This window comes from Olsenella sp. Marseille-P4559 (genome assembly GCF_900605015.1).
Lineage (GTDB): Bacteria > Actinomycetota > Coriobacteriia > Coriobacteriales > Atopobiaceae > Tractidigestivibacter.
This window is the reverse complement of sequence record NZ_LR027575.1, coordinates 460996-473541: the sequence shown is the minus strand read 5'-3', so window position 1 is coordinate 473541 and position 12546 is coordinate 460996. Positions and strand designations below refer to the sequence as shown.

9 protein-coding genes and 1 pseudogene are annotated in these 12546 nt (G+C 57.8%); 2 read left to right on the top strand and 8 right to left on the bottom strand.

The features are described 5' to 3' along the window. The 4 genes and pseudogenes from E0E00_RS13675 to E0E00_RS13665 all read right to left on the bottom strand — a co-directional run. Positions 1–1388 (bottom strand): hypothetical protein (locus E0E00_RS13675; protein WP_242622284.1); only part of this gene is annotated, 1388 nt, incomplete at its 3' end. 39 nt (positions 1389–1427) lie between these two features. Further along, positions 1428–2045, bottom strand: a pseudogene (locus E0E00_RS15510) (N-acetylmuramoyl-L-alanine amidase); the annotation flags it as partial. A gap of 90 nt (positions 2046–2135) precedes the next feature. Continuing rightward, the gene (locus E0E00_RS13670; RefSeq protein ID WP_130813078.1) at positions 2136–3143 is read right to left on the bottom strand and encodes an NAD(P)-dependent oxidoreductase; all 1008 of its coding nucleotides are present in this window, start codon (positions 3141–3143) and stop codon (positions 2136–2138) included. Beyond that, positions 3140–4090: a glycosyltransferase family 2 protein gene (locus tag E0E00_RS13665; protein WP_207302774.1), complete on the bottom strand. Its 951-nt coding sequence runs from the start codon at positions 4088–4090 to the stop codon at positions 3140–3142. The genes E0E00_RS13670 and E0E00_RS13665 overlap by 4 nt, the downstream gene beginning before the upstream one ends. 213 nt (positions 4091–4303) lie before the next feature. On the opposite strand from E0E00_RS13665, the gene E0E00_RS13660 reads away from it, so the two are divergent. Continuing rightward, positions 4304–7072: a YfhO family protein gene (locus tag E0E00_RS13660; protein WP_165443712.1), complete on the top strand. Its 2769-nt coding sequence runs from the start codon at positions 4304–4306 to the stop codon at positions 7070–7072. 39 nt (positions 7073–7111) lie between these two features. Here the strand turns inward: E0E00_RS13660 and E0E00_RS13655 are convergent, their stop codons facing one another. The 3 genes from E0E00_RS13655 to rffA are packed head-to-tail and all read right to left on the bottom strand — an operon-like array spanning position 7112 to position 9004. Then, complete coding sequence (locus E0E00_RS13655) at positions 7112–7462, bottom strand: EamA family transporter (protein WP_165443724.1); 351 nt, start codon at positions 7460–7462, stop codon at positions 7112–7114. Further along, on the bottom strand, positions 7455–7856 hold the full coding sequence (locus E0E00_RS13650; protein WP_130813075.1) for a DMT family transporter: 402 nt from the start codon (positions 7854–7856) through the stop codon (positions 7455–7457). Before E0E00_RS13650 ends, E0E00_RS13655 begins: the two co-directional genes overlap by 8 nt. An 8-nt stretch (positions 7857–7864) precedes the next feature. Next, complete coding sequence (gene rffA, locus E0E00_RS13645) at positions 7865–9004, bottom strand: dTDP-4-amino-4,6-dideoxygalactose transaminase (protein WP_130813074.1); 1140 nt, start codon at positions 9002–9004, stop codon at positions 7865–7867. Positions 9005–9398: 394 nt separating this feature from the next. On the opposite strand from rffA, the gene E0E00_RS13640 reads away from it, so the two are divergent. Beyond that, entirely contained in the window at positions 9399–11681 is a 2283-nt protein-coding gene (locus tag E0E00_RS13640) for a transglycosylase domain-containing protein (RefSeq protein ID WP_130813073.1), read from the top strand. Between the two features lie 59 nt (positions 11682–11740). Here the strand turns inward: E0E00_RS13640 and E0E00_RS13635 are convergent, their stop codons facing one another. Beyond that, positions 11741–12175, bottom strand: coding sequence for an arginine repressor (locus E0E00_RS13635; protein ID WP_130813072.1), 435 nt, complete (start codon positions 12173–12175; stop codon positions 11741–11743). Positions 12176–12546: the final 371 nt, after the last annotated feature.

Sequence of the window (12546 nt, the reverse complement as noted above, 5' to 3'; positions counted from 1 at the left end):
ACGTAGTCGTCCGCGCCGAAGCTGGACCGGGCGCCGGCCACGTAGGCCTGCACGAGGAAGGTGTAGCGGGTCCCGTTCTCGAGGCCGCCGGCCACGTAGGACTCGCCGGCGCAGTCGTAGGTGTAGGTGCGCCAGCCGCCGCCCTCCATGACGGCCACGGCGTACCTCTCGGCGCCGGGCACGCGGGCCCAGGAGAGCGTGACCTCGCCGTCGCCCGCGACCGCCGACGCAGAGGGCCTCGTGGTGCCGGACGGCGTCGCGGAGGCGCACAGGGCGGCGGACACCTGCGACCAGCGCCCGCCGACGCGGGCCTGGACGAGGAACGAGTGGCTCACGCCGTTGGCGAGGTCGGAGACCACGTAGGAGGTCGACGCGCAGTCGAGGGTGTAGGTCCTCCACGACCCGCCGACGAGCTCGGCGACCGCGTACGCGTCGGCGCCCTCGACGGCGTCCCAGGAGAGCGTGACCTCGCCGTCGCCGGTGGCGGCGGCGGTGACGTTGGCCGGGGACGTGGAGGCGGAGGGCGTGGCCAGCACGTAGTCGTCCGCGCCGAAGCTGGACCAGGCGCCGGCCACGTAGGCCTGCACGAGGAAGGTGTAGCGGGTCCCGTTCTCGAGGCCGCCGGCCACGTAGGACTCGCCGGCGCAGTCGTAGGTGTAGGTGCGCCAGCCGCCGCCCTCCATGACGGCCACGGCGTACCTCTCGGCGCCGGGCACGCGGGCCCAGGAGAGCGTGACCTCGCCGTCGCCCGCGACCGCCGACGCAGAGGGCCTCGTGGTGCCGGACGGCGTCGCGGAGGCGCACAGGGCGGCGGACACCTGCGACCAGCGCCCGCCGACGCGGGCCTGGACGAGGAACGAGTGGCTCACGCCGTTGGCGAGGTCGGAGACCACGTAGGAGGTCGACGCGCAGTCGAGGGTGTAGGTCCTCCACGACCCGCCGACGAGCTCGGCGACCGCGTACGCGTCGGCGCCCTCGACGGCGTCCCAGGAGAGCGTGACCTCGCCGTCGCCGGTGGCGGCGGCGGTGACGTTGGCCGGGGAGGGAACAAGGGTAATCCACCGAGCCCCAGCGTCTATTGATGACCAAGAGCCCCCACGATACGCCTGCACAAGAACCTGGTACGTCTTGCCGTTCTGGAGGGGACTCCCATCAGGCATGGACGCAAGTCGAATGGAAGTGCTGGTGTAGTCCTCCGTATACGCCTTCCAGGAATCCGCATCGTCCTCTCGAATATAGACTGCGTATTTCTCTGCGTTCGTGGATGCCCAGGCTATGTCCATCTCATCGTTGGACATAGAGGTTACGTACAAATGTGGCACATTGGGACCAATTGAGAGCCCGTAGTACGCAGCTATCTCGTCTGCCTCGGTGCTCCCAATTGCCATGAGTTTGCTCGTGCTAGACAGCTTGCTGGCATCGGAGTAGGTATCGATAAAGCCACACTCTGCCAAGATTGCGGGAATGCCCCGGAGCCTTGAGTTTCGGATTACGGATAGATAGTCCTGCGCACTGCCATCAGGATATGTCGACGACAGTGACCCCGTCTTTATGCCTCTGCTATTAAATCCCAGGGAAACCAGTCCGCTGAGCGCCCGCTGGCCTACGGCCAACCCAACCGTTCGGCAGTTGTAGTTATACGAACTCGCATTTGGTACGTAAACCTCGGCTCCAGTCCCGCCACCCGCATTGATGTGCACGCTCACAAACAGGTCTGCGCCGGCATTTCTAGCAGTCTCGGTTCTTCCCATCAAATCAAGCGTCTGGTTAGGGTATGCCCCCCATGAGGGACGAGTCATCACTACGCTCACATCCCCATACTGCAAGAGACGCTCCCTCATCGCATCAGCAATTGTGGAGGTTAGCTCTGATTCCTTTAGACCGTTACCTGAAGCACCATAATCGCCCAGGACAGAACCGTGGCCAGCATCGACAGCAATGACTACCGAGCGAGAGGAGGGCGTATAGGGGTCAGCGACCCCAGGCTGAGTCGAGCCATACGCCCTGCTGGGCCACGCCGCTGCCACAACGAACAGCGTCAGCATGGCGATAATCCTTACGGAAGATTTGTGACTCATAACACACCTTCGCTCTCTCAACCCAGCCACCCAACGTACCCAAGAAGCGCTTGCGACCTAATCGTCTGCCGAGACCAGCACTTCCCAGCGACCACTCTCGAGCTCCTTCTGGTAGTCGAGCATCATGGTCTTGTAGTCCGTGTACTTGGGGACAAACCCAAAGTCGCGCTTTGCCTTCTCCATGCTGTAGAGAAAGGACGGGGTGTTGTTTGGCTTATCGGGGCGATAGACAATCCTGGAACCCTTGCCCTTACCAAATACCTCGATAACGGCCTGCGCCTGATCCTCAAGATCAAGCTGCGTCGAGCTCGTCATGTTGTAGAGCCCATAGGTCTCATCACTTGCCAAGGCCAGCCTGAACGCACGGGCAACGTCCTTCACGTAAATGATGTCACGCTTGATGTGAGGATCTCCCCAGAGCTCGATGTCCTTACCCTGCTCAGCGTTCTCGATGAAGGTCTGAATGCCAGACTTGTAGGGCTTGCCATTCACCATAATCGTCCCGTGAGGGCCAACACCATAGACCGGCGGGAAACGGAAACTGGCGCCCTGCATGCCATGCTGCTGGTTGTAGTACTCGATAGTGTCGTTAGCGGCGTTCTTGCTAATCACATACATGGCATGGTCGCCCGTAAACTTGAAGCCGCGAGGCTCGTCTTCAGTGATGGCATATCCCTTGCCCCAAGAGTTCGACGTATCCCCGTAGCTGCAGCACGAGATAACCCTCTTGATACCATTCTTGCGGCAGTACTCTAGAACGTTGACCGTGCCGATGCAGTTGACCTGAAAGTAATCCGCGGCATTCTCATTATCCACAAGGTCTGCTTTGGCATTGGCAGGAAGCAGGGCCGCAAGCAAGATCACGTCCTCAACGTCGGTCGTGGGGAGCTTGGAGAAATCGCCCTCGTTCGTAATGTCAAGCTCGACATAGTCCGCTCCCAGCGAGCGAACCATGGGCTCGAGCTTGCGGTTCCTGCCAGTCGCAAGGACCTTCTTGCCATGGCGGACAAGCTCGTCAATCGTGTACATGCCAATAAAGCTCGTGCCACCGATGACCAGGATCATTTCCCATCGTCTCCTTCACTGCCGTTGAGGATGGTTTTCACGACGTACAGCGGCCTGTTTTTGGTTTCGTCGAAGATGTTTCCTACATACAGGCCAACAATGCCAGCAACGCCAATGTTCAACCCGCCCATGAGGAAAATGGCACCAATGGTACTGGTCCAGCCAACTGCCACATCAGGCACTACCGCATGGTAGATAAGTAGGAAAATCAGGTAAACGAGCGAGATGAAGAACACCGTGAATCCAACGTTGACCGCCAGCTTGAGCGGCTTTGTAGACTGCGATGTGATGAGCTCAAACGCCATCCGCAGCTTCTTGCGCATGGTGTAGGAGGATTCACCCTCAAAGCGCTCATCACCCTCAACGTCAATGGCAGCCTGGTTGAAGCCCAGCCACTTGATGAATGTCGTATAGCCCCGGTTGTGTTCCCTCATGCGGCAGTATTGGTCCACAACCTGTCGCGAGGCAATGCTGAAGTTGGAGATTGTGTTGTCGTAAGAGCCATCGGTAAAATGCTCGTACACCTTGTAGAAGGATCGCGAAAAGAACTTGGTGGACTCCTTGTCCTTCCTGTTGACGCGTCGTACGAACACGGCATCGTAGCCCTCGTGGGCCTTGTCCCAGAGCTGCGGGATGGCTTCCGGACGATCCTGGAGATCACAGTCCATTACCACAGCCCACTCACCCCGCGCATGATCAAGCCCACAGGTGATTGCCCGAATCTGCCCAAAGTTTCTCGAGAAGTGGATCCCTACGACCCGCCTGTCTGTCGCGCAGATCTTCTTGATTTCCTCCCACGAATTCTGTGGGCAGCAATCATCCACGAGCACAATCTCGAAGGTCTTGCCCATCCCCTCCAGGGTTGTCACAAGACGCCGATGCAGCTCTGGCAGAGCGGCGCGACACCCGTAGACGGGAATTACTATAGAAACGTCTACCAAAGACACGACTGTGCTTCCTCCCTCTCAGGCGATGCCCCCGAGAGGGCCCCTAAAGATAGAATTCTAACGCACAATCAAAATGCGCTACGCTCAGCCTGCACCTCAATGCGTACTTCCTTATCATGGCTAGTTGTGGGCAAGCTCGTATTGAATCGCGCGTGCAATCGTGATGAGCAATATGCCATGTCAGCTTCACATCGTCGGAATCGGAGAAAGTCAATGCTCGACAAGCTCTCTGCCGCAATCGACTCTATGGATGAGGACGATCACAAGCGAAGGGGCTTCCTCGTCTTCCTTGTGGTGCTGCTTCTCATGACCTGCCTTACGTACTTCGACTTCATCTGTGGCAAGCGCGCGCTTGTCTATGTGGAAGTTGGCTCGGACTCCTACGCACAGAGTGTTCCGTTTTTCCTGAACGCTGCCTATCGCTTCTCGCATGGAATATTCTCAACCTGGAACCCATCCCAGTACCTAGGAACGGTGACGCTAGAGTCTTGGAACGCCGAGTATGTCGTCTCACTCTTTGGATTCGAGGGAGTCCTTTGGGGCATGCTGTGGTGCCAAATTGCAAAAATAGTTCTAGCTGGCATCTTCTGCTACCTGTACACAGGCTGGCTTAACGCAAGGTGGAGGACCCGCTTTGTCATCAGCCTGGGGTGTGCATTCTGTGGCAGGATGCTTGCCATCTCGGCCTGGACGGCATATACGATGGAGGTCACCTTTGCCGTAATGCTCCTCTGGGCATTTGAAAGATTCTTCCATGACCAGCATAAGTTCATCGCGTTTCCCCTCGCTCTCGCGCTCATGCTCTCCATTCTTAACCTCTACGGACTTATTCTCTACAGCGCGGTGCTGTTTGCTTATGCTCTCTTCAGATTTGGCTACGAGGGTGGCACGCCCCATCACAATCGTCCCATCCATGTTGCCGTACTCCAGCTGGTTGGTCTGTATATCGCTGGCGTGATGCTCGCCTTGCCGCTTTTGCTCCCCATTATTCGTGTGTACGCAACAAGCTCGCGAGTAGGCTCCAACATCACCGGGAGCACAGACTCCTCTGGCATGTCTCTCCTCCAGCTACTTTCCCTTTCGGATGGCACCACCATTGCTACGGAACTTGTCAACACCTTCACGACGGGAGGGCTTGGCTATCTAGCCAAGTACGTGGGTCCGACCAGCCCACTCAATGCCCCTTACTACTACTGCGGCCTGCTGACGATAGTTGCGACCCCGCTAAGCCTTATGGGCAAAGACCGACGGCAGCGCATTTGGCTCCTTGTGCCTGCGCTCTTCGCCCTCCTTTACTGTCTGTTCCCTGGCCTTCGATATCTCATGAACGGCTTTGCGGTAGGCAATGACGATTTCAGGATGTCATCGTTCTTTGTCGTATTGGTCATCATATATCTGGGGACTCTTGGGCTAGAGAATCTCTGGGAGCGCGCTAACGCGAAGACCCTTATCGCTGTTTTCGGCGTGGCCCTTGCTCTCCTCGCAACGGGTACGGCTATCCTGTACCCAAACCATGTTGCAAAAAGGCCGATTGCGCTTGCGGGGGCGCTTCTCATTGTCTACGCTGTCATTCTTCTCGTGCCCAGGCGCACTGGCCGCAGCGCATGGATTTCGCTTCTCGTGATTGTCGTCCCACTCGAGCTTGTCTTTGCTGGATATCGGGTTGTCAACAACGTGCCCACCATCACTCCGGAGGACTTTTATAACTCGTTTTCCAACACCTCCGCCCAGGCCTTGGAGGATGCCGGGGTTACCGTTGGGGAGCAGCGCATCGACGACCAGGGAGGCCTGCTTACTTCCTCAATGGCGGGCTCGTACCTATCCACCAAGATGTACATAGGCGGAGCCGGAATTAACAGCCAGACCACCGATTTTCTCGCCAGCATGGGCAACGACTACGTTGAGCAATCTGGCTACTCGCGCTACGCGTATGGTGTCCGTAGCAACGTACTCAATGACCTTCTCGGTGTCGGCTATCTCGCCATACCCAACAATCATGACGGCATTGCTCCTGCCGTACCATACGGATACGGCCAGATTTCCGACCAGGGCGACTGGTATCTCTATAAAAACGAGTACGCCCTCCCAATGCTGTATGGCTACACGTCATCTGAGGCCATGTCCCGATCCGACTTCCTGAGCATCGACAGGGAGGACAGGCCTGCCGCAATGCTCGCGAATGTCATCCTGCCAGACAGCATTGCCCAAGATGACAACGTCACCTCGGCCACCTACGAGTCTGTCTTGAACTCAGAGTGCACGCAGCTCTCGTCCACTGCAGAGACGCTCAAGCCTGGTGGAGTCATCAACATGGGCCTTCCGACTGAGGGGCGTCAGGAGTACCTGGTGTTTGACATGGACCTTTCTGCGACGTCCACGGAGAGTGGCAATCTCTATATAAACATTCCCCTCTACCAGAACGCAGGCGATGCCACACCCGTGTCTCAAGCCCGCTATCGGACGGCGGCAGGCAACGAGCACATCCGCATTGTCGTGGCCGACAAGGGTTACGAATACGCCTGCGTCACCATCTCTGATGTCAACAACACGCAAGACGCAACGGTTACCAACATCAAGGTTTCAAGCACTTCAGAGAGCTACTTTGATTTTTACAAGCAGGGATACGAGGCACGCATGTCATCGAATCCCACTGTTACGAGCTATGGGAACGACCACATCGAAGGAACCATCGATTTGGATTCAGATGGCTATGTGGTTGTACCGTTCAGCTGGGAGCAATCCTGGCATGCATATGTCGACGGCGAGGAGCAGCCAGCGATTGTCGCTAATCTCGGTTTCCTGGGGGTACGTGTACCAGCGGGATCTCACACGGTTCGCTTTGAATACCATGATAGCGAGCGCACCATTGGCCTTTGGTGCGCTGGAATGTCGGGATGTGCCCTTGCCGGATGCTGGACTGGGCTTCGCGTGCGCAACCGAAAGAGGCGGCACGAAGACCAGACTGCAATCAGCAACGGATAGGCAAGCAGGGGCTCTCCCACAAGCAGGAGAGCCCCTTTCCTACACACCGAACGAATAAATGACAATGCCACCTATGATGAGCGCAAGCGCTAGGAACTTGCGTTTGGAAACACGCTCATGGAAAATGGCGACCCCAAAGATCGTGACGTATACATAGCTCGTAGCCTCAAGGACCGGTCCCATCGAGAGTGGCACGACCTTATACGCAAGCAGCGTGCATAGCGTCGCTGCGAAAAAGATGGCATACCCCGTAACAACAAGGGGGTTGAGATATTCCTTTATGGGAGAGTCATACGTCTTCATGGCAGACTTCTTGAGCAACACCTGTGCAAGCGCGCTGATGAAGGTACCAAAGAGATAGACCAGAGAATAAACGACTAGCTCACTCATTGGCATTGCCGCCCTTCTCGGAATCGGCGCTGCCATCCGTTGCATAGAGGACGATGCCACAGATGATAATCACGGCACCCACCAGCATGACCGGATTGACGCTCTCGCCAAAGAAGAGGTAGCCCCAGACTATGCCCCACACAACCGTAATTGCACGGTTAGCATAGGCGAAGGTAAGGGGGAGCCGCTTTATGACCTGCTGCCAAACGAGCGCGTAGAACGCCAGGATAACCAGGACCGCCCCATAGAGCAAGATGAAAGCGAGGGACATGAACGGTTGGCGTGAAGCGAGCTTGGAACATACACCAGAGAGAGACAGAACGAGCAGGACCCCATGAAGGGCGACGAGGGTCCTCGTTACCTTTCCAGCATTCTTCTCAGACTTCTCAGACACGAATCCCCCTAGTATCTGCCCGCATAGAAGGCGTGAATCGCCTCCACGACGGTGTTGAGGTCACAAGGCTTCAGCCCATAGTACATGGGAAGCCTTGCGAGGCGGTTGCTCTCGCGCGTGGTATAGACATCCTCACCAGAGAAGCGCCCAAAGCGGAGGCCAGCTGGCGAACTGTGTAGCGGCACATAGTGGAATGTAGACTGAACGCCACGCTCCTTAAGAAATGCGATGAGGGCGGTACGCTCCCCGAGGTCCGCTGCCTTGACATAGAACATGTGAGCATTGTGCTTGCAGCCCTCAGGGCTGGTTGGAATCCCCAGGACGCCCACGTCAGCAAGGGGCTGGAGCGCACGCTTATATGCATCCCAGCTGGCAAGGCGGTTCTCGTTGATCTCGTCTGCACACTGGAGCTGTCCCCAGAGGTACGCAGCGTTGATGTCGGAAGGCAGGTAGCTCGAGCCCCAGTCGACCCACGTGTACTTGTCCACCTGTCCGCGGAGGAAGCGAGAGCGATTCGTGCCCTTCTCGCGTATAATCTCGGCCCGCTCGAACAGCTGAGGGTCATTGATGAGGATGGCACCACCCTCGCCCATAGAGTAGTTCTTAGTCTCGTGGAACGAGAAGCACCCAAGGTCACCAATGGAACCAAGTGCCTTGCCATGGTACGTGCTCATGACACCCTGCGCAGCATCCTCCACGACCCTTAGGCCATAGCGCTGGGCAATGTCCATGATGGTGTCCATCTCGCAGGCTACGCCAGCGTAGTGGACGGCAACAATGGCCTTGGTCTTATCGGTAATGGCGGCCTCGATCTTGGACTCGTCGATGTTCATCGTGTCGGGACGCACGTCGACAAACACGAGCTTGGCGCCGGCCAGCACAAATGAGGTAGCCGTGCTTGAGAACGTGAAACTGGGGAGAATGACCTCGTCTCCGGGCTTAATGTCGCAGAGCCATGCCGCCATCTCCAGCGCAGATGTTCCGCTCGTGGTAAGGAGAACCTTTGGGGTCGAGAAGCGGTCACACATCCACTGCTCACACTTCTTGGTGAAAGGACCGTCACCACTAATCTTACGGTTGTCCTCCACTGCCTGGCGAACATACCCCATCTCGTTTCCCACAACTGGCGGAACGTTAAAGTTGATCATCGAAGCCTACTCTCTGGTATCCGGGACTTCCAGACGTCCTAATAGCCAAACAATTTCCCTTTGCCGGGACTTCTCGTTCTGCACCGCCACGAGAACGTCAAACGCAATCCCTTGCAAGCCAAGCTAACGTGGCGTACGAGGGCTATGGCGAAGCAAGCGGCAAACAGCGCTGAAAAGCGCCAGAACGCGAATATTCTAAACCCATTTCAATTCCCCAGAAGCAATTAGACGCTTTCGAGCAAGTACCCCATAGTTCCAGCTCCATGCTTGATAATGGTTCGGGTAGATTGATGATTGGCTTAACCCACGTCCCCTCAGAACAGACACAAGCCCACGAGCCCCTTTCTCTACTTTCCCTATAATGAGTACGATTGTGTCCACACAAGGAGGTTCCATGGGCATCAGGACCCGCAGGGCTCGAAAGCATTCAAGCACGCACGCCGTCGGTTTTGGCATCGCCGGCGTTTTTGGTTTCATAGCGCTCTTCGCTTTGGCGCTCGCTCTCTCGCTGGGCACGATCGTCGACTCGTGGCTGCAGGACCTGCCGGACTACGAGTCGGCAGACGCATACCTCGTTGCCGAGCCCACGATTGTCTATGCCGCGGACGGCACAGAGATTGCGCAGTACTACCTCCAGAACCGTCGCTCCATCACACTCGACGAGATTTCCGACTACGTGAAAAAGGGCACGGTCGACGTCGAGGACGAGCGCTTCTACCAGCACAACGGCGTCGACCCCCAGGGCATCCTGCGCGCCATCGTGAGCCAGCTCAGTGGCCGTTCCGAGGGCGCTTCCACCATCACACAGCAGCTCGTGAGAAACACGGTCCTCTCGTCCGAGCAGTTCGACCAGACGCTCAAGCGCAAGGTGCGCGAGGCCTACATCGCCATCCAGATGGAGAAGACCTACTCCAAAGACCAGATCCTCAACATGTACCTCAACACCATCTATTATGGCGAGGGCGCCTATGGCATTGAGGCGGCAAGCGTCACCTACTTCAACAAGCACGCGAGCGAGCTTACGCTGGCAGAGGCGGCAACGCTTGTGGGCATCCCCAACTCACCCTCCTACTACGACCCATTCGTGAATCCTGACGCCTGCGTCGAGCGCCGCAACAAGGTTTTGGGCAACATGCTTGCACAGGGTGACATCACGCAGGAGGAGTACGACGCGGCCACGCAGGAGGAGCTCATCTTGAACCCCGGCTCCTTGCAGGATGAGACTTCTGGCTCCTACCCCTACTTCACCGACTACGTGAAGTCGCTTCTCCAGAACGACTTTGACAACGACACCATCCTCAAAGGCGGTCTGAGGGTCTACACGACGCTCGACCCCGCGAAGCAAGAGGCCGCTGAGGAGGCGGTAGACGATCTCGTCTCCATGTCCGGAAACGACCAGCTCTCCGCAGCACTGGTGTCTATCGACAATACCAACGGCCACATTGTTGCCATGGTGGGCGGCACCAACTACGGCTATGACGAAAGCCAAGGCCAGAGCTCCATCAACCTCGCAACCAGCCAGCGTCAGGCAGGCTCCAGCTTCAAGCCGTTCATGCTCATGGCGGCGATGATTGACGGCATGAGCCCCACCGTTATCCTCAACTGCAACTCCCCCATGCAGATCACCTCCACCTGGACACCTCACAACTACGAGAACGCGCAGTACGGCTATGTGACCCTCGCCCGCGCGACCGAGCTCTCCTCGAACACGGGCTACGCGCAGGTGGTCATGGCGGTTGGCGTCGACAAGCTCATCCAGACTGCCCACCTCATGGGCATCGACTCGGACCTGCAGTCCGTCCCCTCGCTGGTCCTTGGCTCCTCGGGTGTTACGCCGCTCGAGATGTGCGAGGCCTACACCGTCTTTGCTACCAACGGCGTGCATCGCGACGCCATCGCAATCACCAAGATCGAGGATCGCAATGGCAACATCGTGTACGAGCACGAGGATGACCCCCAGCAGGTAATCGACGAGGGCGTTGCCCAGGATGCGCGCGAGGTCCTCGAGGGCGTCGTGGACGCAGGCTACACGACGAACTACGTGCACAGGTACTTCACCGCCAACCAGCCCGTAGGCGGCAAGACCGGCACCTCGGATAAGGCTGACAACCTCTGGTTCTGCGGCTTCACCCCCCAGCTCACCACCACGGTATGGGTGGGCAACCGCGACAACAACCGGGCCGCGTACTATAGGGGCGCGCTTGCAACGACGCCCACCACAGCCCAGCCCATCTGGACCAACTACATGAACGCTGCGCTGTCGGGTGTCGCACGCGAGGAGTTCCCCGTCTCCACGGAGACCGCAACCTACAAGAGCAACAGCTCGTGGACGTTTGTGGGTACCTCTACATCCACGAACTCGAACTCGAACTCGACCCCGCACAGCACCGTGAGCGACAACACCACAACCACGACTACGACGACCAGAAAGACGACCACAAACGCCACCACAACAGAGACGAACGGCTCCACGACCGAAAACAGCAGCGACGACACCGGCGCTGGCACTGGCGGGAACGGTTCCGGCGGCGGTACCGGCGGGACCGGTGAGAACAGCGGGAACGGCGGCGGCACCGGCGAAAACGGCGGCAGTGGTAATGGCGAGAACACCGGTGGCGGTACCGGCGATGACAACACCGGTGGCGGTACCGGCGGCACAGGGACCACAGGCCAGTAAAAATGAGACAAGAGGCAAGGGGGCTGTCCCCTTGTCTCTCCCTTGTCTCTCCCTTGTCTCTACTTCGAGCTGCCGAGCTTCTTCACGAGGGATTGCAGGGCGGCCGCATGCTGACCGTCAACCGTAACCACAAGCACCGTGTCGTTACCAGCCACAGAGCCCAGTGCATGTGAGAGTGCCGCGCCGTCAATGGCCGCAGCGATACCGGAGGCGGTACCGGGCTGGCACTTAATCACCACGAGGTTCTCAGCACGCAGCACGTCTATCACGAACTCCGAGAGCATACGCTGCAGGTGCAGGTCCTCAGAGAGCACGTAGATGCCTTCGGGGAGCTTGCGCAGGCCCATCTCGGTAATATCTCTTGAGACCGTGGCTTGCGTGCACGAGAAGCCCATGTCTTGAAGCTCCTTCACCAGCGCGCGCTGGGTGTGGATTGCCTTGTCTCGGATAATCTGCCTGATGGCTTCCTGGCGATTGTTTCTCTGCTTTGCCACGTGATGCCTCTCAACCTGTGGCCCTGCCCGAATGGCACGGCCACCAAACAACGATGAATACTTTCTTCGGATTATACGTATCAAATTTGCGCCATATCCACATGCCCGTACCGGGTCACGCAAGCAACATACCGGCGAGTTAGTGCGATTGGCTGTCGGGATTTGTCTGCTCATGCCACTTATGGGCCCGTAGGCATGCGCCGGCACCGTCTGCACAACTCTCGCACGACGAGAAAGCAACACTGCCTTATAGTGCTATAAGGCATGTGAGGTGGCACTTTGTATGGCAAGCCCAATAGCGCGCCATTCGCAAAGCTGCATCGAGCCTTGGGACGCCCATGTACCCACGCGAGGAGGAACGATGGAGTACT